Here is a 25,296-nt window from a genome sequence, read left to right as displayed (position 1 = left end):
TGTATAGATACACAAACACAAAACTATTGGTGACGGATCACTCCCCGAGAAACGCGTTCAGTTCCTGGAACTCGTCTCTCGACAGAATGACGTGCGTCTCGAACGCGTCGAACCGCTCGAAGTCGTCGTCGATCGTCAGCACCGTGTTGACACCCTCCTCGATGGCGACCTGTGCGTAGTAGCCATCCCAGCCGCCGACGTTCGCACTCCGGACGCGGTCGAAGCCGCCGCGGACCGTCGCCTCCGGCAGTCGGTCACACCAGTGGATCCGCCTCGCGTCCATGAAGTTCTCCAGCAGTCGAGCGGCCTCGGCGTTCGTCCGCCCGTAGTAGGTCGTCAGCACGGCGTGGGCACCGAACAGCGCGGGGTAGGGGACGACGGCGTCGATTTCGCCCGCGATCGCGTCGTGGACGTACGAGAGCGCGGCGTCGCGGACCGGCGCGTCGGTGTGGGCCAGCGCAATCACACCGACATCGAACAGGTACGGCCCGCCGCCGTCGGTCATCGGCTGTCCTCACGCGCGCCACGGTCCACCGCCTCCCGGTGCCGACGGGCGCTCGGGGCCACATCGTCAAGCGGCTTCAGGTCGCTTTCCGCACCGGTCTCTCCAACGAGTCGCTCCATTCGGTCGATGACCTGTTCGGGCTCGGGTTCCGGTTCGACGACCGCTTTCCCGTTCTCCTCGCGGATGTCGACCTCCGTACCGGGCACGATACCGAGCCGCTCGCGGAGCTTTTTTGGAAGGACGATCCGCCCTTTCGAGTCGACCTGCACCATAGTCCCACTTTGAGTGGGAAATGTATAACAGTTTTCGTCAGTCCGTATCATGCCACAGAGATTAGTCGGCGCGGCGACAACCCCAAACTATGACACTCACTGTCGCGGGCTTCGGACTCGGCGGTCTCGGTCAGCTAGAACTCCAGTTATTCGCGGACATGGACGGCGTCGACGTGATTGCTGGTGCCGACCCGTCCGGGGAAGCCCGAAAGACGTTCGCAAGCGAGTTCGACGCCCCGGCGTACGAGACGACCGACGAACTACTCAACGAGCACACCCCCGAGATCGTGAACGTCGCCTCGATCCACTCGGTCCACCGCGAGCAGGTCCTGCAGGCGCTCGACGCCGGCGCGCACGTCCACGTCGAGAAGCCGATGACGACGACCGTCGAGGACGCCGTGGCGCTCGTCGACGCCGCCGCGGCGTCCGATCAGCTGGTGCAGGTGGGCTACCAGCGCCACTTCGATCCGCGCTTTCGCGAACTCCGCGAGTGCGTCGAGTCGGGGGTGATCGGCGAGCCACACTTCGTGGACTGCCACCTCGAACAGGACTGGGTCGACTACGCGAAGACGTGGCGCGGCGACCCTGACCTCTCGGGTGGGGGCTTCCTCTACGATTCGGGCTCGCACCTGCTCGACGTCCTGCTGTGGGTACTCGACGCCGAGCCGGTCTCGGTGAGCGCGACGATCGACGAGTCCGGGACTGGCGTCGACATCAACAGCGCGCTCTCCGTGGAGCTAGAGCGCGAGGACGGGCGAGTGACCGCGAGCGCCGCGCTCGTGGGTAATGGCCCGACGACGCCGGATGTCGGTGACTCGCTGGATATCTATGGTACCGACGGGAGAGTCTCGCAGGGCGAGAGCGGCGTGGCACGCACAGAACCGGGCGAGGAACCGGCCTCGATTCCGGTCGAGGGCGAGACGGATTTCGTCTCGCTGACCGAGGCAAAACTGGAGAACCTGCTCGATGCGATCCGTGACGATACAGCGGTTGCGGTGCCGCCCGAGCACGGCCTGCGGGCCATTGCGCTCACCGAGGCGGCAGCCATGTCGGCCGAACGCGGCGAGCGCGTCGACGTGCAGGCGCTGATCGAAAACGCTCGAAGCGGGTAGTCCGCCCACTTCAGCCACTTACTTCAATAATTGTAGCATATTACTACAGTATTCGAAGTAAAGGAGAATATCGATCCTGAGTCCGTAACACGGCCGATCTCGTCAGCCCGGAAGCCGACCGGTCCGGTCGACGATGAACAGCACGACCACGCTCGCACCCAGAACGACCGCGCTGGCGGCGAACACCTCGTCGTAGGTGTATCCTCCCTCGATGAAGACGCCAAGGACGTACGAGCCCAGCGACTGGCTGAGCATCCAGATAGAACTGAAGACAGCATAGGCGCTCCCGCGGGTCTCGTCGGGGAGCGTTCCGAGGACGTAGGTGTCGACTGCAGGGAACAGTGCGTGGATGACGAAGCCGACGATGACGGTGAGGGTAATCAGTGCCCAGAGGCTCTCGGCGGCCGTCAGCGCGTAGAGCCCGGCGGCAAACGTCCCGACAATGCCCAGCAGATAGGGCACTTTCGGGAGCCGGTCGGCGAGATCGCCGCCGACGAAGAACGCGGGGATTCCGGCGGCAAAGACGAGTGTGAGCATCGTACTCGACATGCCCCGGGAGAGCCCTTTCGACTGCATATAGAGTTCGTAGAAATTGAACACGCCCTGCCAGATGAACACGGTGATGCCCGCGATCGCCAGCGCCGTCCCGATGAGTCGCCACTCCGAGAGCGCGCTGGCGAGCAGGTTGCTATCGTGTCGCCCCGCATCCGGCAGCTCAGTCTCCCGTGCGACGACGAAGATGTACACGGTGACGAGTGCCGCGGCGACGGCGATCAGCCACAGTGAGAGCTGCCAGTTCACGAACAGCGTCAGCGCAACCAGGGGGGCCGCGACGACCGCGGCGACCTGACTGGCTGCGCCGTGGACACCCATCACGCGGCCCACGCGGTCGGGGAAGAGCTCGCTCACCAGCGGATTCGCCGAGACGAAGTAAACGCCCGAAGCGATTCCCATGAGGAAGGTCCCAAGCATCAGATGGGGTACCGTCGTCGCCGTCGCGGCGACCGCCGACGAGCCCGCGAGGATCGTCCCCGACACCAGCACGAGGTGGTGGCGAGGGACCTTCGTCAACAGCCAGCCCGTCGGCAGGCGAAGCGAGGCACTGCCGACCCACGCCAGCGTGACGATCAGTCCGGCGGTCGCCTCGCCGATGGCGAACTCGGCGATGAAGACGTCGAGCAACGGCGCGAAGATGATCCGTGCGAGATTGACCAGAAAGACGAGCCCGCACAGCGAGGCGAAGAGGCGAGTGCGGCCCACTTCAGGCGTCTGCCAGCAGCTCCTCGGCCGTCACAAGCGATTCGAGTTCGACGTCGATTTCGGCGAGATTCTCGCGACCCCCCTCGTTTCTGTCGACGACGACTACCACACGGTCGACCGTCGCACCCGCCTCGCGCAGCGCCTCGACGGCGTCGACGGCGCTCTGACCGGTCGTCGCGATATCTTCGAGCACGACCACCTCTTCGCCGTCGTCGAGACGCCCCTCGATCAGGTTCCCCGTCCCGTACTCCTTTTTTTGTTTGCGAGCGATCACGTAGGGCTGGCCAGTCTCGACACTGGTGACTGCCACCAGCGGGACGGCACCGAGTGCGACCCCCGCCAGTTTCTCGTCGCCGATCCGTTCCGCGAACGCCTCGGCGATCAACTCCAGACAGTGCGGGTCGGTCTCGAAGAGATACTTGTCGACGTAGTACTCGCTCGTCCCACCGTGGGAGAGCTCGAACTCGCCGTACTGGACCGCGTCGGCGTCTCGTAGCGCCGCGATGAGCTCGTCGTTTGCCATACTCCTTACTCGTCACGGGGACGGTATAAGCGCCGTGAAACGTCGGCGCGGTGGGCCGGCCGGGTTGCTCACTGCGCCGCCGCGGCATCGACGACCCGCCCGACGAACAACAGCGTGTCGGTCGGCCGGTCGCGAATACAGAAGAGGAAGGGGCGATCGACAGTCATCTCGAAAGTCTCCTGCGGTGCCGACTCCTCCATCCCGACCGCGGTCGCCGCGGCAGCCTCCGTCCCCTCCTCGTCGACCGCGACGAAGGCGTCGTGCCAGACGTCACTGATCGCAAGGCCGCCGCCCTCGACAATCCCGCTGAAATCCGCCGATCCGAGGTCAAAGGCGACCTCCATCCCAAGCGCGGAGAGGACGTCTTTGAGCGCGAACGACGACTCGTACTCGAACCGGGGCAACTCGATCGTCCCCTGGATCGTCGATAGCTCGTCGAGCAGTCCGCCCAGTGTTGCCGGATCGAGAGCTTCCTCGAATTCCTCGAACTCGCCCTCCGCGGGCAGGATCACGGTCATACTCACCTCCTCGCCGACGTATGGTAGGTCGACGAGCTGGTGGCCCTCGACCTCGGTGTAGGGAAACCGTTGCTCCTGGGACATCATCGACACCTCGTCGGTCGAACCGTCGAGCGCGCTGAACTCGGCGGGCTCGGTCGACCCCTCCGAGAACTGGTGGAGCCAGCTCGCGTGGAAGTAGATTGCGTTGGTGAGCACGAGGACGGTCGAGGCGGAGATCGAGTTCTCCGGCAGTAGTTCGTCGATCCGGTCCTCCGTCTGCTCGGCAATGTACTCATTGATCTCCTGGCGGGCGGCCTCCGGATCGGTCTCGAAGGGGACGGAGTGGAGCTCCGCGCCGTAGTGTTCGTCGAGGGCGTCGAGGTACTCGTCTCGATACGGGTACTCCTTGCGCCCCCAGACGTCGTTGACCGCGCGGAGCGTGAACGGCTCGCCATCGTTGTTTTCGGTGGCGTCCGAACGGGCGTCAAGCTCGGCCTCCAGATCCCCAAAGGCGGCGTGTTGGTCGTCCTGGTCGAGCGCGAACGCCAGCGCGTCAGCCATCACGGCTTCCGTCTCGCCGCGTGCTCCTGCCCACGTCATCGCCAGTGCGGCGCGGATACTGTACGGCGAGAAAAACAGGTTCTCGTCAGGTTTCTCCTCGATCAACTCCATGAGGGCGTCCAGTGCGAACTGGTCGTTGCCCGCGACGAGTTGATCCAGGTCCCGGGTCGGCAGGTCGTCGATGTGGCCGCCCATCCCCCCACCGGGGCTACTGTTTCCGTCGAGACACCCCGCGAGCAGTGCGCCCTGTACCGCGCCGGCCAGCGCCAGCACCTCGCGACGACCACGCGTCGGCATCATTCGCTCCCGTGTCATACTTGCAGAGTCGACGACCCACACAAAGGGCTTTCTGTAGACTCAAAGAGCCGCTGTCGTCATCTTCCCTCGTAAACCGTTTTAAACACGGGCTTCAATTGAGTGCATATGGGATTTGACGAGATGGACGTCGACACCATCTGGATGGACGGCGAGTTCGTGGACTGGGAGGACGCCCAGATCCACGTGCTCACACATGGACTCCACTACGGTACCGGGATCTTCGAGGGCGTCCGGTGTTACGACACCGACGACGGCCCTGCGCTTTTCCGCTGGGATGCCCACCTCGACCGCTTTTACGAGTCCGGCAAGCCCTACGAGATGGAGATCGACCACGAGCGTGAGGAGCTGACCGAGGCGACGATGGAGCTGATCCGCCGGCAGGATCTCGAATCCTGTTACATCCGGCCGATCGCCTTCTACGGCTACAACAGTCTCGGCGTAAGCCCCAAAGACTGCCCGACCCGGACCGCCATCGCGTGCTGGCCGTGGGGCACCTACCTCGGCGAGGACGCTCTGGAAAAGGGTGTCGAGGTGATGGTCTCCTCGTGGCGGAAACACTCCTCCAGCCAGATTCCAACAAACGCCAAGACGACCGGGCTGTACGTCAACAGCATGCTCGCTGGCGAGGAAGCCCGGCGGAACGGCTACACCGAGGCAATCGTGCTCGACAAGGACGGCTACGTCGCCGAAGGCCCCGGCGAGAACATCTTCCTCGTGCGCGACGGCGAACTCTTTACGCCCGCGCTCTCCCAGTCGATCCTCGACGGCATTACCCGCCAGAGCGTCATCGAGGTCGCCCGCGATCTGGGCTACACCGTCCACGATCAGGCGACGATCGGCCGCGGCGAGTTGCACACGGCTGACGAACTGTTCTTCACCGGAACCGCCGCGGAGGTCACGCCGATCCGACAGGTCGACAACGTCGAGATCGGCTCCGGAACGCGCGGCCCGGTGACCGAGGAGATTCAACAGGAGTTCTTCGACATGCTCGAATCGCCGCCCGAGAAGTACGACGACTGGTTCACCTACGTGTAGCGCTTCGGCCCCGGTCTCACTCGTCGGACTCAATCGTCACGTCGGTGCTCTCATCGTGTTCCTCCTGTTCTCGCCCTCCCGACACCCGCCGTGGGTCGAGCCGACCGTACTCGCTGTCGGCCGCCTCCTGAACATCGATTGGGATCCCACCGACACTCTGGCTCCCCGGCCCGTTCCCGTTGGAGTCACCGAACCCAGCGCTCAGCAGTCGTGTCAGCGCCTCCTCGACGCGCTCGTCGACCTCTTTGATGTCCTCGGATTTGACCTCGACAACGAAGCCAGTCGTGATGTTCGGCGCGGTTGGCATGAAGAGGATCTCCCGACCGTCGCTTGTCTGCTTGCCAGTCTTAAACGCGGTGAGACGCATATCGTCCCACGGTTCTATCTTGACCGGCGTCTGGAGGGCGTCGGTCCCGCCCAGTGCCGTTTCGGCCGCCATCTTCGAGGCGTTGTAGACGACGCGAAGACCGGGAAGGCGGTTTACCAGATCGTCGAGTGCGCTCTCGGCGAACCCGCCGAGCGCGGTCCGCATTAGATAGCCGACCGCGAATACCAGCAACACGAACACGAACAGGGTCACGACGACCCGCACCAGGTCTGTCGGAAGCCAACCCAGCCCCACCGTCGCGAGCAGGTCGGCGTCGATAGCGGCGACGAACGGAAGTCCGGCGATGAATCCGGCCAGCCAGATAACTACCCAGAGCGTGACGATGATCGGAACCAGGACGACGAGGCCACTCCCGAAGTCCCGTTTCCATGTTGTCATTACTTCCACTTCGGCGTCCTCCCTAATGAGCGCTGTTATCCTTCACCGGCAAGCGCGAGGAAAAACGATCAGGATCGGCCAAGGACCGCTCTCGCCGCGAACAGCGCGTTCCCCTTGCGCTCTTTGATGCGCCGATAAAAGTAGGATAGCCATCGATCGCCGTAGGGCGCGTACTGCCAGACCGTACAGTCCTCGGCAAGATCGAACTGAGCGGATTCTCTGACGCCCATCAGCATCTGGATCTCGAAGTCTGTCCCGTGGCGTTCGTGGAGTTCCTGTGCGTGCTCGATCATTGCGGGGTCGTGGCTGCCGACGGCGACGCCTGCATCGCGGTGCTCGAAGGCGTACCTGAGCAGTTCGCGGTACTCGGCGTTGACGCGCTCCTTGCGCCCGTAGGAGATGTCGTCTGGCTCGTCGTACGCCCCCTTGACGAGTCGGAGCTTTCCGGGGACGTCGGCCAGTCGTTCGAGATCGTCGCGGGTCCGTTGCAGGTTCGCCTGCAGACAGAGTCCCACCGTCCCATGTTCGCGAGCAAGCGGCTCGAATGCGTCGATAGTGTCATCGGTGGTCGTGTGATCCTCCATATCGACCCAGACGAACACGTCCCGCGGTGCGGCGTGTTCGACGATCTCCGTGAGGTTCGTCCGGAAGAACTCGGGGTCGACGTCGAGGCCGATCTGCGAGGGCTTGACCGAGATACAGGCCTGCAGATCCTCCGCAGCGATATCCTCGATTAGCTGGAGATACGCGTCCCGGTCCGCTGCCGCGTCGGCACGGGCATCGTAGTGCTCGCCGAGCAGGTTGAGGATCACGCCGATGCCGTGTTCGTTGTACTCGCGGGCGTGAGCGAGTGCTTCGGCGGGCGTCTCTCCGGCAACGAAGTTGCTCGCAATCGGCGGGAGCATATCGGACCGTTGGTAGTGTAGGGTTGTATACTATTCCCCGCCGAGAATCGTAGCCGTTTATGCCGACCGGCCGACAGACCCGTGTATGAATCCACTGGAGATCGTCGTCGTCGCCTTCTGGCTGATGTTGCCCGCGTACGTCCCCAACAACGCGGCCGTGCTGACCGGCGGTGGGCCACCGATCGATGGCGGGCGAACCTGGGATGGGAAGCGCGTCCTCGGCGACGGAAAGACGTGGCGCGGTACGGCGGGCGGCATTCTCGCAGGTGTCGGCCTCGGCCTCCTGTTGAATTTCCTCGCCGAGGGTGTCAGTTCGGCGCTTGGCTTCACTGTCGCCGAGTTCCCAATCGTAGCGCTGCTCGCGCTGGCCGCCGGAGCGATGCTTGGCGACATCCTGGCTTCCTTTCTGAAACGCCGAACGGGACGCGAACGTGGTGCGGCCTTCCCTGGCATCGATCAACTTGACTTCGTCGTCGTCTCGCTCGTGCTGACCGCGCTTGTCGCCACCGACTGGTTTGTCGAGTGGTTCACGCTGCCGGTGATCCTCGCCGTCCTGATCCTGACGCCGGTCCTCCACGTCGGGACGAACATCATCGCGTTCAAACTCGGGCTGAAAGACGAGCCGTGGTAGGGGACGGTCATCACACCGTCGAATAGCGGGCAGAGCTCTTCAGTGGCGCTCTCCAAAGTACCAGTATGACCCGATCGGCGACGCCACCCCGAACGGTCACAGGACGAGCAGATATGTCTGCCATTGGCTACATTATCGCCGGTGGGGTGCTCTTGCTTCTGTTTCCGCTGTTACCGTTTATCGCGATTGCCTGGCTACTCAGTCGAGCGCTGGGAACAGAGCCGCGGGCCGAAGCATAGATTAGATCGGCAGTATTGTAACTATCTGGTCTGCGTTTCCGGTGATGATGGCAATATATATCATAATGAACAGCAGCGAATTGTACACCCCATGAGCAATCATCGGTATCAACAGGTTGTCGGTGTACTCGTAGATAGCTCCCAGTACCCCCCCGAGAAAGACCAGTGAGATAATTGCTGCCCACCCGTCCAGACCGTACGCGGGCAAATGGACGACTGCAAAGAGTACGCTCGCGAGAAAAACGCCTTTCACCGTTCCTCCCACGTTGACGAGTTTTGTCTGAATAATCCCCCTGTACAGCAGTTCTTCGGCCGGGCCGATCAGTAATAGATTGAGAACGATTCCAGCCAGCAGCAGTTCAGGCGTTTCGACGAACGTATCGATGAGACCGTGGCTGGGTGTTGGTAGTCCCAGAACGTCAATGACTATACCAGAGATGATGTTAACAATGAACAGGATGATTGCACCGGCGATGATCCAACCAACGTGCCTGAGGGTCAGTTTCCGTAGTCGGAGAAACTCGAGTCCCAGATTATGCCGGGACAAATACCAGACAGAAATACCGACCATGCCGACGCCCTGCAGTGCAATTGTATTGGTGACGAACCCTGGAAGATTTTGGCCCTCCGCAGTTGCCTGAAACGGAAGTCCGAACAATGCGATCACACCGAACATCAATGGGATCGATGCGATGACTCCAAGTGCTAACCCACCGAGACCAAGTCCAACGGAGACACCCAGTGTCTTTCCCAACTGTCGGCTGTCGGGTCCCTTCTCTGGCGCCATTCCCTCGGGGCCAGTCGCCGAGGTGTCGGTTTTACCTGACAGTTCGGCGTCAACTACATCTTCTTCCGAGCTATCACGCCTCGAGTTTCCCCACCCTCCGTGAGTATCATCCGTTTCATTCCAGCCATCCTCGCCGCCGCCATTCCAGTCATCGTCACTGCCCTTGTTTCCGTCATCGTCACCGCGGTCGTTCCAGTCAGGCATCTGGCGGAGTGTACGGTCCGAAGAGTCTAAAAACGTACCAATCCAGGATGACCGATCACAGGCTCTCGCGCTCGTCGGGTTTCCCTGTCGATATCGATTGTTCCGCAACGCTTGGCAGCTCCTGAACACAGTTACGGCAGTACCGATACCCCGGCTCGTTTTCGGCGTTGCAATGCCCACAGTGGACGGTCGGGCCGGCGGCGGATCGTCGCTCAGGGGCGGCTCCAGTGGCGTCTGCATCGAGAGGGCGATCCGGTGACTGTGGCGAGGAGATGGTCCCACGGACACCCGGTTCGTTGGACCGACGATAGAGGTAGTACCCGATGAGCAGATGGAACAGCGCGAAGACGCCAGCGTACACAAACACCCACGCCGGAACCGACTCGATGGGCGTCATCACCCCAAGCTACGGACTCTCAGAACTAAAATCTTGGCCGGACAGTGCGGACGATATCGTATCCTACAAACAGCTCCCGGGACGAGTGAGTGGTATGCCAACAGCAACTCGCGATGGCGTGTCGCTGTACTACGACACCTGGGGGAGCGGCGAGACAGTCGTGTTCATCGAGGACGTGGGATTTGGCGCGTGGCTCTGGGGCTGGCAGAACGACGCGCTCGCCGGGCCGTTCGAGACGCTCGTCTGGGATCTCCGGGGGACCGGTCGGTCCGATGCGCCTGAAGGACCGTACACCGTTCCACAGCTGACCAACGATCTGGAGACGGTGCTCGCCGACCATGGCGTCCGAAACGCCCATCTCGTCGGCTGTGGACTTGGCGGAATGATCGCGCTCGATTACGCACAACGACACAGCCGCGCCGAGACGTTGACGCTGATCGGGTCGAGTCCGGGCGGCGACGAGACGGAACTGAATCGGGACCGACTCGACGACGCGTTCGCGCCGCGGGACGACGAGGAGGCGCTGTCATCGTCGCTGGAAGCGGTGCTTTCTGCCGACTTCCGGGAGCAACATCCGGAGGCGGTAGAGCGAATCGCGGCATGGCGAGCCGAGGACGATGCCGGACGGGCGGCATGGAAAGCGCAGACGGCAGCCTTCAGGGGCTACGAACACCGTGACCCGCTGTACGAAACGACGCTCCCGACCCTCCTGCTCCACGGCGAGGACGACGAGATCGTCCCGTTCTCGAACGCCGAACTGCTAGATCGGGAGCTGCCACGGAGTGAACTGGAGACCGCACCCGAAGCAGGCCATCTCGTCGGCGTCGAGCGCGCGACCGGCGTCAACGACGCGATTATCGGGTTTCTGGAAGAGCACGTCGAGTCGGATACGTAATCGGGGTCGACGCTGGCACTCATAAACACCTGTCAAGGACGCCATCCGGTAACACGGCCCAATAGCCGTCTGAGGCCGTCTTGACGCCGAACTGCTGTCACAGGATGCGGCACGTTTCTCGCGGGACGCAACCCCTTTTACCCTGTGTGGTCTTCGGTAGAGTACAGATGAGTCGACCGCGCATCGCCGTGCTCAACGCAGCCCACGACCCCGAGCACAACCGGCGAAACTTCCGCCGGGAGCTCGACGCTGACCTCGTGGAGTTCGACGTGACCGACGTCGAGGTTCCGCCCGAGGTCGAGGCGTTCGACGGGGTCGTCGTTACCGGGTCACGCGTCTCCGTGTACTGGGACGAAGACTGGATCGCACCCACGCGCGAGTGGGTGCAGGAAGCTATCGAGGCAGGGCTGCCGTGTCTGGGCGTCTGTTGGGGCCACCAGCTTCTGGCCGACGCGCTCGGCGGCGAGGTCGCGGGTATGGGCGAGTACGAGATCGGCTATCGCGAAATCCAACACCGTGGCGAGTCGACCCTGTTCGACGGCATCGACGAGCGCTTTACCGCGTTTACGACCCACTCCGACGAGGTCGTGACGCCGCCGCCGGGTGCCGAAGTGCTCGCCGAGAACGACTACTCGATCCACGCGTTCCGCAAGGACCGGGTGTTCGGCGTCCAGTTCCACCCCGAGTACGACACCGAGACTGCCCGCGAGGTGACGCTCGGCAAGGATCTGCCCGACGAGCGCATCCAGCAGGTACTCGACGGCATCACCGAGGAGAACTACGCGAAGGCCTGCGAGGCGAAACTGGTTTTCGAGAACTGGCTGGGAATCGTCGACGATCTGCGTCAGCCCGAGACCGTCGTCGGCAGTGACACCGCCGATCCGGCCGGGGCAGACTGAGAAGCGGTTCCGGGACCAGTTCCGTCTCGGTCGGCTTTTTTGGGCCTGTTATCCAATACTTCAATAACTGTAGTGTAATACTTCGAATTCTGTAGCCCGCGGCGGACGTATTTTGCCCCCACGGGTGCAACTCCCACTATGCTCGATTATGTCGATCTGGAGGCCGACCTCGCCGAGGAGGAGCGGTTGATCCGCGATACGGCCCGCGAGTTCGTCGCCGACCGCGTGAAACCGTCGGTCGGCGAGTGGTTCGAGTCCGGCGAGTTCCCGGCGCACCTGATCGAGGAGATGGGCCAACTGGGGTTTTACGCGCCGAACCTCGAGGGGTACGGCTCGGCGAACGTGAGCGAGCGGGCGTACGGCCTGCTCATGCAGGAACTGGAAGCGGGCGATTCGGGGATTCGCTCGATGGCGAGCGTGCAGGGTGCGCTGGTGATGTATCCGATCCACGCCTTCGGCACCGAGGCCCAGAAAGAGCGCTGGCTGCCCGCGCTGGGTGAGGGCGAGGCCGTCGGCTGTTTCGGCCTCACCGAACCGGAGCACGGCTCGGATCCGGCAAACATGGAAACCCGTGCCGAGGCCGACGGCGAGGGCTACCGGCTCACCGGGACGAAAACGTGGATCACGAACGCGCCCATCGCCGACCTCGCAGTGGTGTGGGCGCGGGATGTCTCGACAGAGAGCCAGCCGGTCCGTGGCTTCCTCGTCGAGACTGACGCCGACGGAGTAACGACGAGCGAAATCGACGGCAAGCTCTCGATGCGGGCGTCCTCGACCGGTGAGATATCGCTGACAGAGGCCTACGTTCCGCCCGAAAACGTCCTCGACGTAACGGGGATGAAAGGGCCGCTCTCCTGTCTCACGCAGGCCCGGTACGGCATCGCCTGGGGAGCGGTCGGTGCGGCCCGGGACTGCTTCGAGACAGCCCGTGAGTACGCGACTGATCGCGAGCAGTTCGACCAACCGATCGCGAGCTTTCAGCTGCAACAGGAGAAACTCACCGAGATGGCGACAGAGGTGACGACAGCCCAGCTACTGGCCCACCGGCTCGCCGACCTGAAAGAGCGCGGCAATCTGCGTCCACAGCAAGTCTCGATGGCGAAGCGCAACAACGTCCGGATGGCCCGCGATCAGGCCCGCGTTGCCCGAGAGATGCTCGGCGGGAACGGTATCACCACGGACTACCCACCGATGCGCCACCTCGCCAACATGGAGACCGTCTACACCTACGAGGGGACGCACGATATCCATTCGTTGATCGTGGGAGAAGATCTCACTGGCATTGCGGCCTTCGAGTGACGCGAAAGCGTCACGAGAAACGGTGCAAGGGCAGTGAGCAATCGGCATTGCGGCCTTCGAGTGACGCGAAAGCGTCACGAGAAACGGTGCAAGGGCAGTGAGCAATCGGCATTGCGGCCTTCGAGTGAGGAAATCGTCGCTTCGGCGGTTCCCAGACGAGTTTCAGTCCGAGACGCTGACAGAGGGCTGGTCATCGTCTGGATCGGCGATTACTCCGGAGCGGTCGACCCGGTTAACAACGTACTCGCCGATGTAGACGGCCAGCGCGCCGAGCGCCACGCCGACGATCACGTCAGTCAGCCAGTGGATGCCGAGATACATCGTCGAAATAACGACGCTGGTACCCAGCAGGAGGGCGATCGGCGTCCACCGGGGGAACTCGCGGTGGCTCATCAGTGCCAGGATCATCGCAGTGACTGAAAGCGAGGTGTGCAACGAGGGGAAGACGTTAGTGTTGGTGTTGACCGCGGAGGTCAGAAACATTACTTCGGGGTACACCTCGTACATCGGCTGGCTGAGCAGTCCTTCCATCACGTTACGCGGACCATAGGCGATAAACATAGTGTACATCAGGACGCCAATACCGTAGTTGGTCGCGTACGCGATCAGCGTCACTTTCAGGTTGTGGAGGCTATCGCTGAACAGATACGCGATCATCGGGAAGACAAGCAACGCCACGTAGCCGAATACGTAAATAAACGAGAAATAAAACGCTGCTTGCTCGGGGAACGCGTTCTGGAGCGCAATGAGGAACTCCCCCTCGAGATCATAGAACACACCGGTGACGTTTTGTCCGACCACCCACGAGACGTCCTGACTGACGTCGTGGAGGCCCTTATTAATTCCCAGTACGAGTACAAGCACGACGAAAAACGGCGCGACGTTGTACAGGCGACGCCTGAACGCTTCGGGATTACGGAGGGGCGCGGAGAGAAGGGAGGGACCGACACAGACCGCTAAGAGGACACTGAGGAGGACGGCAGTGCCAGCGGCGACGATTCCTGCAACTATCAGTAACGACATCGTACGTGTGGCTACGGTCGTCTCGATAATGAAACTACTGTCTCCAGATTGTCGGGATGACACCCCTGTTTGTGCGGGATTGTTCAGGATAGTTCACGAACGGCTGATGGGGTGTGTCAGCTATGTCGATAGGCGTGTGCTGCCCGTGCAGCCAACTTGGCGACACGTACAGGCTCCGGCCGCGCATTGCCCAAGGTAAATCGCCGGACGACTGCCTCTGTCTCGACATCACCGATCGATCTAACAAAAACCGTACGTCCGTCGACGGATACTGATCGACGGCAGGGCAGAGACCAATAGATCTCCAGGCGTTTCCGGAGCGGTTCCCCGTCGAATTCACGCCGTATCGCCGCTTCTAGCCCATCGCTTTCCCCGTAGCTCACCGAGAGTACCGGCCGATCGATCCGGTCGTGTACCGCCCGGAGATCACAGAGGTTGTACCAGGAGAGTGCAATCCCCGATAACAGTACAAGACGAACGTCGTCGCGGTCGACCAGACGACAGACAGCGTCGGTCACGTCCAGCCCGCCGACAGTGGTCCGATCGAAGCCGATACCATCTACTACACGATCAGCCCGAACAACCGCGCCCGCGAGCGTGGCATACGACTCATCGGCCGAACCGCTGTACGATTCGGCGATTCCAAGCGCCCGCGTTCCGGCCTGCATCGACGTTACTCGTCTTTGATCTCTTCGAGACGGTCGAGTAGTTCGTTGTTCGATGCTCCGATTTCGTACTCTATCTCGCCGTCGTGCTCGCTGCCCGCGCCGACGTTGTTCTCATCAATGTCCGTGTCAAAATCCTGATTTTCCTGTTCGGATTCGTCGTAGCTACCGAATCCCATACATGAACCATTAGGAATCCCGCGCACTAAAATCATACGCCGGGATCGGTCGTAATGGCTACGTTTCGTCTCCAGTTGCTGTTCAGGTAGTTCCGCACTCTATCGCGCCCACAAGCGTTATATACGCAATACTCGGAAAGGACGAGTGTGCCGATCGATGTCCGCCCGTCAACGGCGGTCACCATTCTGTTCGTCGTGATCGCTATGATCGCTGGCGCGTCGATAGTGACTGCCGAGTTCTCCGAATCAGCGTCACCCGGCGAGCCCGAAACTGTGACCCTGGAAGACGGGTCGGAACTGTGGCCGTACACGAGTCGAGAGCCGAGCACTCACGAGCGGACGCTCTCGATTAACCTCGTCGTCTACGGTGATTCCGACGTGACGGAGCGCGCACTGCGCGAGTCCACGCTCGCGGACTGGGAAGACGTCGAGGAAGACGAGCAGGATATTGCCCCCGCAGAGGAGTTCGAGATTGACGGGAACGCAACGTCGACCGTGGCGTGGGGCGGCGCAGACGGTGCGACCCGGTACGTATACGTCGATCCGGCCGACGGGACGCCGATGTGGCTCGTGGAGTCGTATCAGCTCGCCGATGGCGACTATCTCGGTGATCGGCGTCATATACGGGCGTACAACGATCCTGGCGAGGATGACTGGACCGCGATGCAGGCCCACGACGAGCACTGGGACTGGTTCCATCTACGACACACCGTCCACAGTATCGAAGACTCACAGCTGGCCGTCGAGGAGGAGTTCATCGACCGATGGTACGTCGAGAATCTCAGCCGCGATCGATTCGGTAACGACGACAGCTCGGACGCCGACGGCTGGGTGACGATCGTCGACCTCGACGACCGTGCCACGTACCTGCTGTTTGCTGGTCTGTTGCTTGGCTCGACCAGAGCGGCCCGGAGCTTCGAGCAGGGCAAGGAGCTGTGGTCGAACGACGACGTTCAGACGACGGTGCGATCGTTGCTGGCTGTCGCCGTGCTGGTCGCGCTCTACCTGTCCATTCGGTTCGGTGCGGTCGGCGCAGAGCGTCTCCTCCCCGAACGCAACCCGAAACTCATCGTGGCCGTCTTCTACCCCATACTGGTGATCGGGTTTCCGATCGCCGCCTATCTCACGACGCGCCAGCTCGATCGGGCACAGGCGTTTACCGCAGCTGCACTCGGCTTTACAGTCGCTATCTTCCTCGATTACACTGTTATGGGTGTCACGACGCTCCCGCTCGACACGGTCGTCCATCGTGGCGCGCTCGCCGTTGGGATCGGGCTGATCGCCGCAGGGGCGTCACAGACCGCTCGGGAGCCGGGGATCGAGTTCGGCTACGTCAGGACTGGCGCATTGCTCTGGGTCGTGGCGGTGACCCTCCCGCTGTTGCAGTTCGTCTAGTCCGGACTTTGATAGGGTCGTTCCCACGTTGGCGTGGCCCGGGCGTAGACGACGACGCCAGCGAAGATCACCACGTAGAGGAGCCAGTTTGGCAAGTCGAGCCAGCTGAAGATAGATGATACCACCAGCACCCAGGCCACCAGCACTGCGGTATCGGTCAGTATCCGCGTCCGGTTATGTCGCAGGTATGAAACCAGTCGCCGTGGCCGTGAGCGGATCGTGGGGGGTCTCCCGTTGTTACTCTCCGTATGCGTATCCTCGTGGGACGTCTCACCGTCAGAATTGGTCATTACCGATCGGGCTGTGGGAGCTCGATGGCCTGACCATCCACGAACACTGTCGGCTCGCGCAGGATCCCATCCATGTGAAGCGGCGCATCGGTATCCCCACCGATCCCGGCGTCGTCCCCGATCGCGATATGGACTGTTCCGGCTGCTTTTTCGTCGAGCAGGACCGATCCGACCAGTTCGGTTACACCGACGTTCGTCCCGATACCCAGTTCGGCGAGGTTGTAGGCGTCCTGTCCGACCTCTTCGCCAGCGGTCTCGATCTGTGCGCGGATCTCGTCGTCGCTGATTTCGGTGACGTAGCCGTCCTCCACCTCGAAGGAGAGCTGGTGGCCCTCCGCGAGCAGGCCATGGGGCCGCATCGTACCGTCGACGACGAAGGCCCCATCGGTCGATGTGGGACTGATGAATACCTCGCCAGCGGGCAGGTTCGAGAACTCGCCGGGCTCGTGAACGATTCCCGTATCGGTGTGCCAGTCCCGGTTGCCCACTGCGAAGGTGATATCCGTCCCTGCGGGCGTCGTGACACGAATCTCGTCGGCGTCCTGAACGGTCTCCAGTAGCTCCGCGGAGACCGCCGCGATCGAGTCGTAGTCGGCGTCGAGACCGGTCGTAAACACGTCTTCGGTGATTCCCGGCAGCGTCGCGCCGCGTGCACCCGACTCACACGCAGTTCCGCGCGCACGGGTATGGCTCAGGCTCTTGGTCGTCGGCGCAAGAAAGACGTCAGACTCGGCCATTGCGGCGGCAACCGGGGCTGGCGGCTCCTCCCCGTGCTGGTCGCCGGGCTGATAGCGTATGATCGTCGCCTCGTCAGTGACCGCTGTTGCGGCGTCGTACAGCGCCTCGCCGATCGGCTGGCGCTTGTCGTCGGTAACGATCAGACAGGACTCCTCGGCACCGACATTCAGACACTGCTGTACTGCAGTTTCTGCGGCCTCGTAGAGCTCGCTCATACCGACTCCTCGGCTGGTAGCGTGTTAGGTCTTGTTCTCCCGATGCTCGAAAAATATCCGAGAGTGGAGCGCTACTTTTCGAGCGCTTCGATCGCCGCCAGCGGCTCCCCGGTTAGCGCTTTCAGGTACGCGCCCCCAGCGATCGAGAGGTGGTTGAAGTTTTCAGTCCCGATATCGTACATCTCGACCGAACGGGAGGTATCGCCACCGCCGACGACCGAGAAACAATCGGTCTCGGCGACCGCCTGCAGGACGCCGCGGGTCCCGTAGCTGAACGCCTCCATCTCGAAGACGCCGAGTGCACCCTTCACGAGGACGGCCTCGGACTCCTCGACGTGCGGGCGATACTCGTCGATCGTCGCCTCGCCGATGTCCATGTAGGCGTCGGGCGATCCCTGCAGGTTCTCCATCCGATCGGTGACCCGCTCACCATCCTCGCCCTCCCGGGCGACGTCGACGGGCAGGGAGATCCGATCGCCGTACTCGTCGATGACCTCGCGGATCGTCTCTTCGTTTGCCTCCCAGTTGTCATCGTAGAGACCGCCGGGACCTTCCGGCGTGTCCGTCCCAATGTCGTAGCCGTTCGCGCGCTGGAACAGGTGACCGACGATCCCGCCGAGCAGGAACTGGTCGACCTTTTCATCCAGGTGCTCCATCGCTGCGATGACGTCTTCGGCTTTCGTCCCGCCGAGCACCATCGTGACCTTCCCGTCGAACTCGCGGCGCTCGACGCTGGTGTTGTACTCGTACTCGTCGGACATTACCCGGCCAGCGTAGCTGTCCATGACCTGCGGGAAGCCGACGATCGAGGTGTGTGCGCGGTGGGCGACCGAGTAACCGTCGTTGACGTAGGCATCGAACTCGGGCGCGAGCGTCTGGACGAACTCGGTCTCGCCGTGCTCTTCGGGCGTCAGATCGGCGAGTTCCTCGTCGGTCATCCGGACGTTTTCGAGCAGGATCACGTCGCCGGATTCGAGGTCGTCGATGGCGTCGAGGGCTTCTTCGCCATAGGTCGAGGGGACGTACTCGACGGACTCGCCGACGTGCTCCGCGAGGATGTCGGCGTGCTGTTCGAGCGTAACGAACGTGTCACGCCCCGGACGGCCCTGGTGGGCCATCAGCGCGACTGCGTGGTCGTCCGCGAGCAGTTCCGAGATCGTCTCGGCGTGGCGGACGAACCGGCGGTTGTCCTGCACCTCCCCGTCGTCGACGGGGGCGTTCACGTCGATGCGCATCAGGAGTCGTTGCTGGTCGTCGAGGTCGTCGATAGTTTCGAACATAGTTTGGGTATGGGCTGCGGTGAACTAAAAAGGTAGTCGGTCCTTTAGGCTTCGTCGACAATGAACTTCGCGACGTCGAGCATGCGGTTCGAGAAGCCGACTTCGTTGTCGTACCATGCGAGGACCTTCACGAGACCGTCCTCGACTTTCATCGTGGAGTTGGCGTCGACGAAGGAGGAGTACGGCTCGCCGATGATGTCGTTGGAGACGAGCTCCTCTTCGGTGTAGCCGAGCACGCCCTCGAGTTCGCCGTTAGCGGCCTCCTCGAACGCGGCGTTGACCTCCTCGGCGGAGACCTCCTCGGCCAGATCGACCGTCAGGTCCGTGATCGAGCCGTTCGGGACCGGGACACGCATCGCCATCCCGTCGAGCTTGCCCTCGAGTTCCGGCAGGACCTCGGTGGTCGCCTGTGCGGCACCGGTCGAGGTTGGGACGATGTTCTCGGCGGCCGCGCGACCACGTCGGGTCTTGGCTTTGGGGCCGTCGATCAGGTTCTGGGAGCCGGTGTAGGCGTGCGTCGTCGTCAGGACGCCGGATTCGATGCCGAACTCGTCGTTGAGCACCTTCGCGATCGGGGAGACGGAGTTCGTGGTACAGGAGGCGTTCGAGACGACATCCTCGCCGTCGTACTCGTCGTCGTTGACGCCGTACACGATCGTCTGGACGTCTTTCTCGCCCTTTGCGGGCGCGGAGATCAACGCCTTGTCGGCACCTGCCTCGACGTGGCTGTGGGCCTCGTCGTAGGTGCGGAAGAGACCGGTGCACTCGAAGGCGACGTCGACGTCGTACTCGTCCCACGGCAGATCTGCGGGATCCTTGACCGTGAGCACATCGGCGGACGCATCGCCGGCCACGAGCGTCTCGCCGTCGATCGAGACGTCCTCGGTCCGGCCGTGGACGCTGTCGTACTTGAGGAGATACGCCATATCGTCGACATCCATAATATCGTTGATGGCGACGATTTCGATACCATCGTCCTCGAGCGCTGCTCGGAACACATTGCGACCGATACGACCGAAGCCGTTCAGTCCTACACGAAGCGGGTCGTCTGCAGTTCCACTCATACCTGTAGTGTTTCTCTGTCACACGTAAAGTATTTATCTAAAACTCCGTCCGACAGATGAACTATTATGTAGAAACCGGGTCCGATGTTGAGGATCAAACGGCGTGTAGATCAGAACTTGACAGACACAAACCAGTCAATTGCGACTGAGATGGCAACACTGCAAACAGCCCTTCGAACGATAGGAGAGCTACGACTGGACAGAAGGCTTTTGCTCGGCTAGTCACTACCTACAGCCATGAGACGCGACGACCGGGACGATCCCTTCGACGATCTGTTTCGCGAGATCGAGCGGATGATGAACGATATGATGAGCGGTGACGTCGACTTCGAGTCCAGCGCTGGCTTCGAGTCCGGCCCCGGGTTCGGCACCGACACCCACGTCGACATCCACGAAACCGACGACGAAATCCGTGTGATCGCCGATATTCCCGGCGTCGACAAGGAAGCGATCGATCTCAAGTGCGATGGCGAAGTACTGACGATTTCCGCGGCGAACGAGCGCCGTCAATACGACGACAAGGTCTCTCTGCCGGGTACCGTCGACGAACACTCCGCGGATGCAACCTACAACAACGGCGTCCTCGAAGTCGTCTTCGACCGCGCCGATGACTCAGCGGACATAGACCTCGACTGAGCGGTCCGGGCTCGTGCTCAGCCGACACAGGCTCGACGCCCCGTCATTCCTTTGCCACTTGCTCAATCAACATTGCCAGTCGGTCGTAGAAGCCCTCCTCGTACTTCGTCGCCGCATCGACCGTCGGCCGCGCGTTCGTCTCACTGACGACCGCCCGATCCTCGGAGACGAGCAGATCGACCCCAAGCAACGGAATATCTAGCTCCGCCGCTACCCGTGCGGCCAGCTCGCGCAGGTGGTTCGGCAGATCGACACCGGTCGCGTCCGCACCACGGTGGACGTTGTGTTTCCACTGCCCCGAGCGAAGCGCGTCATCCGGCAACCGCCGTTCGACGGCACCGACGTACTCGCCGTCAACGATCATCGCCCGATAGTCGGTCGCGCCCGCCACGTACTCCTGGACGAGAAACGACTTGTCGCCGGTCGCGCGGTAGTCGTGCACCAGATCCAGATAATCGACGACGCCCAGAAAGGAATCGAGATCGTGGACTTTCGCCACGCCGACACCGCGTGTCGCCGAGTTGGGCTTGACGACAACCGGCGGCTCGAACCGTTCGAAAACGTCGGTCAACTCGTCCTGGCCGACTGGGTTCGAGACCATAACCGTCTTCGGAACTGGAACTCCAGCGGCATCGAGTCGAGCGATCACGCCACCCTTGTTTCGTGAAGTGACGACCGCCTCGCGGCCGTTGATCCATGGGATATCGAACAGTGCGTCGGCAACCCCACCTTCCATGAATCGTCCCGGATAGACGAAGCCGACATCGAACTCGTCACGTCGGGCGGCATCGTCAGTCAGTGCGAGTGTCCGCTCAGTAACTGGAACGTGGTGAAGTCGAATGTCCCGGTTTGCCAGTGGGTCGCGGATCCGCTCGAACGTCTCCGCGCGGTTGACCGCGACGAGGTCGATCATAGCCGGCACTGGGGAGCAGAAACGCAAAAGGATGCTGTTCGGTCGCCGACCGATCTCAGGAGACGAGTTCCTCTTCGCCGCGCTCGACGACGATGCGACACGGCGGCGAGAGCTTGTTGTACGAGCGGCGGAAGGCCTCTTTGACCTCGACGGCCTGGTCGACATCACACCAGGCGGTGAAGATGCGGTCGCCTTCGGGGATCCGGGCGGCCGTACCGACGATTTTGCCGAACGACTGGCGCATTCCGTCGGAGACACGGTCGGCCCCGGCACCGGTTGCCTGTTTGTTCTCACGCAGGACCTGGTGAGGGAACTTCCGCAGCGTCATCTTGTAGTTGCCCTCGCCGAACTCCTTGATGAGGTGGCGATTCGCCGACAGGCGGGCGCTTTCGAGCGCGCCGTGGCGCAACTGAACGGCTTCCTCGGTGACCAGACTGATCTGGACGGGGTAGTCGTCGGGGTCGGCCTGCAGATCACCCATCTGGTGCTGGGCGATCTTCGAGCCGGGAATTCCTCCCATGTACTCGCGGCGGGTGTACGATGGCTTGTCGATCTGCCGATACATAGAGGCGGGTTTCTCGGACATGGTTGTTATCGGGACGGACGCCGAGGCGGCCGATAAAGCCTTCGAAGGGCCGGACAGTCACCCGACTCCAACCTCGTGTACCACGGCAACGTACAGCACCGCATACTGGAAGGCGTTAAACGCGCCGTGAATGAGCGCAGGGACGAGGACGTTGTCAGTACGTGCGTAGGTGACCGCCAGTACGAGCGACAGGGTGAACGCCAGCGAGAGACCGGCGAGTGCGACCGAGAACGGAGCCGTAGCGTATGCCGGCAGATAGATCGCGGCGTACAGGATGCTACTGAGTACGACCGAGCTTGCCCGGGTAAACGAGGAGTACAACGATCGCTGGATCACGCTCCGAAAGAGCAGTTCCTCGACCGGCCCGACCAGCAACGCCGAGATGAGCAGTACAGCGAGGAACAGTTCAGGACGGGGCTCGGGGGCGCCTTCGGTGACACCAGACGGCGACGAGGGAACTCCAAGTCCAGCCAGTAGCTCCGCACTGAGAAGCAAGACGAGCAACAATCCAATGAATCCTCCGAGACAGTACAGTAGGTCCCGCGTGTCCAGCCAGCGTAGATCAATAGAGGTAATCCCTCCCTCTCGCCAGTAGAGATACACCACCACGACGAGCCAGAGTCCGGCTGCGGCCGCAAGCTGGCCAGTCACAGCATCTGCGAGCCCCCGATCAACAGCCAGCAGGGCGGTTGTGATCGAACCGACCAGCACATCGAAAATCCCGGTAGCGAGGACTGCAGTCACCGCGACGATGCTGGCGACGAGGAGCGTGTCCAACCGGTCGAGCAGATCGTCGACCCGAAGTTCCGCCCAGTCAACCATCCCGATCACACCGGTCGTGACGCCGAGTCCAACTGCCAGCGGCGGCCAGATCGATACCGCAATCCCCGCGTCGGTCAGCACGACGATCACGGACACCGACGGTATTACCGCCCCTGTACTTCCGCCAACCGTTGCCACCACACCGGTCCAGCGGCCGAGCCAGCCGTACCGGCGGCCAAGAAACCCGGCAAGTGCTAGGAGTGCGAACGCGGTGGCGACCAACGGCGGTGAGACCGGGATCGGAAGGGAATCATCAACCACCGCCGGTGAAGGCCAGGGCTGGAGCGTCACGGCCGCAGTGAGAGCCGCGCAGGCGATCCCCATATCGACGAATCTCTCCCGGTCCATGCGTTGGGCCACTACTCCAGTGGCGCTATTCGATCCGCAATGTCGTTTTCGCGTCGACAGCGTCGGCCTCCTCGAACTCGCCACCGCCGAGCAGGCCGCGAGCCGCACGTTTGCCCCACTCAACAGCGGGCTGCTGGAACGTATCGACGCCGTAGAGTTCTCCCGCCAGTACACAGGCGGCCTCCATCCCGTAGAGGAGCTCTCCGAGACCGCGCTCGTCGACTCGATCAATCTCCACCCGGACATTGGGGCGTCCCGCCGCGGCGAGACTCGCTTCGGTTGCGGCGAATTCAGCGTCGAGCAGTTCGCCCAGTGAGCTATCGCCGAGATAGGCAAGCCCCTCGATATCGGTCGTCGGAATCTCGCGGTCGGTCCGTTCGGTCGGTCTAACCAGCGTCACCATCGTGTTTCGCGGGCCTGCACGGTAGAGCTGTAACTGGGAGTGCTGGTCCGTCGCGCCGAGGGTCCGGACTGGCGTCTGTCCGAGACCGTCCTTACCCAGGCTCTCGGCCCAGAGCTGTGCGAACCACTCCGCGTAGGTCTCCAGGGACTCGGCGTAGGGCATCATCGCGTTGACCGCTGCGCCGCGAGCGTCCAGCGCGTATGTGGTCGCGCCGTAGGCGTATGCGGGACACTCGAACAGCGAGCCAGTGAGGCCGTCAGCGACCTCGCCTGCCCCCGCAAGAATCGCGTCGATGTCGTGTCCGTCGAGTACGGCCGCCGCAAGCCCGACTGTAGAGAGTACAGAGAAGCGGCCTGGAACATCATCTGGGACCCGCAGACTTGGCAGATCGTGTGTCCCGGCAAGATCCCGCAGCGGCCCTTCATCGCCGGTTGTCACGAACGTCCGGTCGGTCCAGTCGACGCCTGCCTGGTCCATGGCGTCGCGGACGACGAGGAAGTTCGCCAGCGTCTCAGCAGTCGTCCCCGAGCGTGAGACGACGTTGACGGCGGCGTCGGCGAGCGGGACGGACTGCAGCAAGTCGTTGATGTGTGCCGGATCGACGTTGTCGAGGACGTGGACCGAGAGGTCGCCGTCCAGCGCGTCCACGAGCGTCGCCGCGCCGAGCGCGCTTCCGCCGATGCCCACGACCAGAAGATGGTCGGCGTCGTCGAACGGTTCGACGGCAGCGCGGATCGTGTCCGGATGCGCTGTCGCTGGAAGGTTCAGCGCCGCGTAGCCATGATCACTGTTCGCCCGACCACGTTGGATCCGCTCGTGTGCCTGCGCGACGTCCTCGTCAAGTCGTTCCAGCGCTGCGCGGGAGATCCCCGGAGAGGCCTCCGTAGCGAGCGCGTTACCGATATCTACGTCCATACGAACAGTTGGACGCGCCGGGATCAAAAACCCGCCGTACAGCGTTGGGCGGCGGGAAATCAATTCGGTGTCAATCGCTGGGAAGATGGGCTGAGAACGCCCGGGACGGTCCATCAGGTGTATCGGGCGGTTTAACCCCGTTCCAGCCCAAGCGTCGAGCAATGACTGACGCGGCAACGGACGGCGCAGCGACGGAGAGTAGCTCCCGGAGCATCCTCCGCAAGTCCTACGGTCGGACGTTTCGGTCGAGTGACTCACTGCTTTTGCGCTCGTATGCGGTCGTCAGCGCCCTGGTTGGTCTCTTTATGGTGGCGCTCGTGTTGCTCGGATTACCCATCTGGATCGACCAGACGGAAGGTCAGACGGCGCTGAATATGATCGGTCGGGCGCTCTTGCCGCTGGTCGGACTCGCCCTCCTCGCGCCGCTCGTCGGCCCGGTGCTCTACGCAGCGAAGAACCGCGAGAAGGGCCGCGCCGATCGCCAGGGGGACGCCGCCCTCGGGATCGCGGGGTACCTGTTTGTGGCCTCGATGTATCTGGCACTCGTGATATCGGCTCCCGCAGACGCACGTTCCGATCCCCCCGCACTGCTGGCCCCCGTAATCGAGTTTCTCTACGGACTGCCCTCGCTCACCGGACTCCTCCCGCCAGTGATCGGTGCGATCCTGATCTTCGCCGTCCAGCGGTGGATCTGGCGATAGGGGCGACGCGAAACC

Annotated in this window: 30 protein-coding genes; 10 read left to right on the top strand and 20 right to left on the bottom strand. The window is 62.5% G+C overall.

From position 1 onward, the window contains the following. Positions 1-37: 37 nt before the first annotated feature. Together AArcSt11_RS05250 and AArcSt11_RS05245 are read right to left on the bottom strand one after the other, a co-directional pair. The gene (locus tag AArcSt11_RS05250; protein ID WP_250595237.1) at positions 38-505 is read right to left on the bottom strand and encodes a type II toxin-antitoxin system VapC family toxin; all 468 of its coding nucleotides are present in this window, start codon (positions 503-505) and stop codon (positions 38-40) included. Beyond that, entirely contained in the window at positions 502-777 is a 276-nt protein-coding gene (locus AArcSt11_RS05245; RefSeq protein WP_250595236.1) for an AbrB/MazE/SpoVT family DNA-binding domain-containing protein, read from the bottom strand. The genes AArcSt11_RS05250 and AArcSt11_RS05245 overlap by 4 nt, the downstream gene beginning before the upstream one ends. Before the next feature lie 89 nt (positions 778-866). On the opposite strand from AArcSt11_RS05245, the gene AArcSt11_RS05240 reads away from it, so the two are divergent. Then, on the top strand, positions 867-1,889 hold the full coding sequence (locus AArcSt11_RS05240; RefSeq protein ID WP_250595235.1) for a Gfo/Idh/MocA family protein: 1,023 nt from the start codon (positions 867-869) through the stop codon (positions 1,887-1,889). A gap of 102 nt (positions 1,890-1,991) precedes the next feature. Here AArcSt11_RS05240 and AArcSt11_RS05235 read toward each other — a convergent pair whose 3' ends face one another. The 3 genes from AArcSt11_RS05235 to AArcSt11_RS05225 all read right to left on the bottom strand — a co-directional run bounded on the left by AArcSt11_RS05235 (position 1,992) and on the right by AArcSt11_RS05225 (position 5,048). After that, entirely contained in the window at positions 1,992-3,149 is a 1,158-nt protein-coding gene (locus tag AArcSt11_RS05235; protein WP_250595234.1) for an MFS transporter, read from the bottom strand. 1 nt (position 3,150) lies between these two features. Continuing rightward, positions 3,151-3,672 carry an orotate phosphoribosyltransferase gene (gene pyrE, locus AArcSt11_RS05230; protein WP_250595233.1) on the bottom strand — a complete coding sequence of 174 codons (522 nt, stop codon included), beginning with the start codon at positions 3,670-3,672 and terminating at the stop codon, positions 3,151-3,153. Between the two features lie 68 nt (positions 3,673-3,740). Beyond that, complete coding sequence (locus tag AArcSt11_RS05225; RefSeq protein ID WP_250595232.1) at positions 3,741-5,048, bottom strand: serpin family protein; 1,308 nt, start codon at positions 5,046-5,048, stop codon at positions 3,741-3,743. A 108-nt stretch (positions 5,049-5,156) separates the two neighbouring features. On the opposite strand from AArcSt11_RS05225, the gene AArcSt11_RS05220 reads away from it, so the two are divergent. Next, complete coding sequence (locus AArcSt11_RS05220; RefSeq protein WP_250595231.1) at positions 5,157-6,086, top strand: branched-chain amino acid transaminase; 930 nt, start codon at positions 5,157-5,159, stop codon at positions 6,084-6,086. Positions 6,087-6,102: 16 nt separating this feature from the next. On the opposite strand, the gene AArcSt11_RS05215 is transcribed toward AArcSt11_RS05220, so the two are convergent. After that, positions 6,103-6,852 (bottom strand): DUF502 domain-containing protein, encoded by a 750-nt coding sequence (locus tag AArcSt11_RS05215; RefSeq protein WP_250595230.1) that lies wholly within the window; start codon positions 6,850-6,852, stop codon positions 6,103-6,105. Positions 6,853-6,920: 68 nt separating this feature from the next. Continuing rightward, positions 6,921-7,757, bottom strand: a complete 837-nt coding sequence (locus tag AArcSt11_RS05210) for a proline dehydrogenase family protein (protein WP_250595229.1) — start codon at positions 7,755-7,757, stop codon at positions 6,921-6,923. 85 nt (positions 7,758-7,842) lie between these two features. Between AArcSt11_RS05210 and AArcSt11_RS05205 the strand changes: the two genes are divergently transcribed. Both AArcSt11_RS05205 and AArcSt11_RS16925 read left to right on the top strand, forming a co-directional pair. Continuing rightward, positions 7,843-8,388, top strand: a complete 546-nt coding sequence (locus tag AArcSt11_RS05205; RefSeq protein WP_250595227.1) for a CDP-2,3-bis-(O-geranylgeranyl)-sn-glycerol synthase — start codon at positions 7,843-7,845, stop codon at positions 8,386-8,388. 65 nt (positions 8,389-8,453) lie between these two features. After that, on the top strand, positions 8,454-8,627 hold the full coding sequence (locus tag AArcSt11_RS16925; RefSeq protein WP_434803493.1) for a DUF7535 family protein: 174 nt from the start codon (positions 8,454-8,456) through the stop codon (positions 8,625-8,627). 1 nt (position 8,628) lies between these two features. Here the strand turns inward: AArcSt11_RS16925 and AArcSt11_RS05200 are convergent, their stop codons facing one another. Both AArcSt11_RS05200 and AArcSt11_RS05195 read right to left on the bottom strand, forming a co-directional pair. Next, entirely contained in the window at positions 8,629-9,618 is a 990-nt protein-coding gene (locus AArcSt11_RS05200; protein ID WP_250595225.1) for a CPBP family intramembrane glutamic endopeptidase, read from the bottom strand. A gap of 55 nt (positions 9,619-9,673) precedes the next feature. Then, complete coding sequence (locus tag AArcSt11_RS05195) at positions 9,674-10,015, bottom strand: DUF7577 domain-containing protein (RefSeq protein WP_250595223.1); 342 nt, start codon at positions 10,013-10,015, stop codon at positions 9,674-9,676. A 94-nt stretch (positions 10,016-10,109) separates the two neighbouring features. On the opposite strand from AArcSt11_RS05195, the gene AArcSt11_RS05190 reads away from it, so the two are divergent. From AArcSt11_RS05190 to AArcSt11_RS05180, 3 genes are all read left to right on the top strand, one after another. After that, positions 10,110-10,910 carry an alpha/beta fold hydrolase gene (locus AArcSt11_RS05190; RefSeq protein WP_250595221.1) on the top strand — a complete coding sequence of 267 codons (801 nt, stop codon included), beginning with the start codon at positions 10,110-10,112 and terminating at the stop codon, positions 10,908-10,910. Positions 10,911-11,077: 167 nt separating this feature from the next. Further along, a complete protein-coding gene (locus tag AArcSt11_RS05185) occupies positions 11,078-11,809 on the top strand; it encodes a type 1 glutamine amidotransferase (protein WP_250595220.1) in 732 nt (243 codons plus the stop codon). 138 nt (positions 11,810-11,947) lie between these two features. Further along, on the top strand, positions 11,948-13,108 hold the full coding sequence (locus AArcSt11_RS05180; RefSeq protein WP_250595219.1) for an acyl-CoA dehydrogenase family protein: 1,161 nt from the start codon (positions 11,948-11,950) through the stop codon (positions 13,106-13,108). 162 nt (positions 13,109-13,270) lie between these two features. Here the strand turns inward: AArcSt11_RS05180 and AArcSt11_RS05175 are convergent, their stop codons facing one another. From AArcSt11_RS05175 to AArcSt11_RS05165, 3 genes are all read right to left on the bottom strand, one after another. Beyond that, on the bottom strand, positions 13,271-14,131 hold the full coding sequence (locus AArcSt11_RS05175; protein ID WP_250595218.1) for a phosphatase PAP2 family protein: 861 nt from the start codon (positions 14,129-14,131) through the stop codon (positions 13,271-13,273). Positions 14,132-14,247: 116 nt separating this feature from the next. Further along, complete coding sequence (locus AArcSt11_RS05170) at positions 14,248-14,799, bottom strand: endonuclease dU (protein WP_250595217.1); 552 nt, start codon at positions 14,797-14,799, stop codon at positions 14,248-14,250. A 5-nt stretch (positions 14,800-14,804) separates the two neighbouring features. Beyond that, complete coding sequence (locus tag AArcSt11_RS05165) at positions 14,805-14,975, bottom strand: DUF5786 family protein (protein WP_238479085.1); 171 nt, start codon at positions 14,973-14,975, stop codon at positions 14,805-14,807. A 147-nt stretch (positions 14,976-15,122) separates the two neighbouring features. On the opposite strand from AArcSt11_RS05165, the gene AArcSt11_RS05160 reads away from it, so the two are divergent. Continuing rightward, complete coding sequence (locus AArcSt11_RS05160) at positions 15,123-16,370, top strand: hypothetical protein (RefSeq protein WP_250595216.1); 1,248 nt, start codon at positions 15,123-15,125, stop codon at positions 16,368-16,370. Here AArcSt11_RS05160 and AArcSt11_RS05155 read toward each other — a convergent pair. From AArcSt11_RS05155 to gap, 4 genes are all read right to left on the bottom strand, one after another. Continuing rightward, entirely contained in the window at positions 16,367-16,660 is a 294-nt protein-coding gene (locus AArcSt11_RS05155; RefSeq protein ID WP_250595215.1) for a DUF8119 family protein, read from the bottom strand. The two genes, AArcSt11_RS05160 and AArcSt11_RS05155, sit on opposite strands and share 4 nt — an antisense overlap. Continuing rightward, the gene (locus AArcSt11_RS05150; RefSeq protein ID WP_250595214.1) at positions 16,660-17,613 is read right to left on the bottom strand and encodes an aminopeptidase; all 954 of its coding nucleotides are present in this window, start codon (positions 17,611-17,613) and stop codon (positions 16,660-16,662) included. Before AArcSt11_RS05150 ends, AArcSt11_RS05155 begins: the two co-directional genes overlap by 1 nt. Before the next feature lie 71 nt (positions 17,614-17,684). Continuing rightward, on the bottom strand, positions 17,685-18,893 hold the full coding sequence (locus AArcSt11_RS05145; protein ID WP_250595212.1) for a phosphoglycerate kinase: 1,209 nt from the start codon (positions 18,891-18,893) through the stop codon (positions 17,685-17,687). Between the two features lie 44 nt (positions 18,894-18,937). Then, on the bottom strand, positions 18,938-19,957 hold the full coding sequence (gap, locus tag AArcSt11_RS05140; protein WP_250595210.1) for a type I glyceraldehyde-3-phosphate dehydrogenase: 1,020 nt from the start codon (positions 19,955-19,957) through the stop codon (positions 18,938-18,940). Positions 19,958-20,194: 237 nt separating this feature from the next. Between gap and AArcSt11_RS05135 the strand changes: the two genes are divergently transcribed. Then, a complete protein-coding gene (locus AArcSt11_RS05135) occupies positions 20,195-20,593 on the top strand; it encodes an Hsp20/alpha crystallin family protein (protein ID WP_250595208.1) in 399 nt (132 codons plus the stop codon). Between the two features lie 43 nt (positions 20,594-20,636). Here the strand turns inward: AArcSt11_RS05135 and AArcSt11_RS05130 are convergent, their stop codons facing one another. Genes AArcSt11_RS05130 through AArcSt11_RS05115 form a run of 4 tightly spaced genes read right to left on the bottom strand, consistent with a single transcriptional unit; the run spans position 20,637 to position 24,580 of the window. Continuing rightward, the gene (locus tag AArcSt11_RS05130; RefSeq protein ID WP_250595206.1) at positions 20,637-21,506 is read right to left on the bottom strand and encodes an ATP-grasp domain-containing protein; all 870 of its coding nucleotides are present in this window, start codon (positions 21,504-21,506) and stop codon (positions 20,637-20,639) included. Positions 21,507-21,561: 55 nt separating this feature from the next. Continuing rightward, a complete protein-coding gene (locus AArcSt11_RS05125; RefSeq protein ID WP_250595204.1) occupies positions 21,562-22,092 on the bottom strand; it encodes a 50S ribosomal protein L16 in 531 nt (176 codons plus the stop codon). A gap of 57 nt (positions 22,093-22,149) precedes the next feature. Continuing rightward, entirely contained in the window at positions 22,150-23,262 is a 1,113-nt protein-coding gene (locus AArcSt11_RS05120; RefSeq protein WP_250595203.1) for a CPBP family intramembrane glutamic endopeptidase, read from the bottom strand. Between the two features lie 25 nt (positions 23,263-23,287). After that, positions 23,288-24,580: a phosphoglucose isomerase-related protein gene (locus AArcSt11_RS05115; protein ID WP_250595202.1), complete on the bottom strand. Its 1,293-nt coding sequence runs from the start codon at positions 24,578-24,580 to the stop codon at positions 23,288-23,290. A gap of 161 nt (positions 24,581-24,741) precedes the next feature. Between AArcSt11_RS05115 and AArcSt11_RS05110 the strand changes: the two genes are divergently transcribed. Further along, complete coding sequence (locus AArcSt11_RS05110) at positions 24,742-25,281, top strand: DUF8056 family protein (RefSeq protein ID WP_250595201.1); 540 nt, start codon at positions 24,742-24,744, stop codon at positions 25,279-25,281. Positions 25,282-25,296: the final 15 nt, after the last annotated feature.

Origin of the sequence: Natranaeroarchaeum aerophilus (assembly GCF_023638055.1) — an archaeon.
Classification (GTDB): domain Archaea; phylum Halobacteriota; class Halobacteria; order Halobacteriales; family Natronoarchaeaceae; genus Natranaeroarchaeum; species Natranaeroarchaeum aerophilum.
The sequence above is the reverse complement of the archived record's forward strand: the minus strand, read 5'-3'. Positions and strand labels throughout refer to the sequence as shown.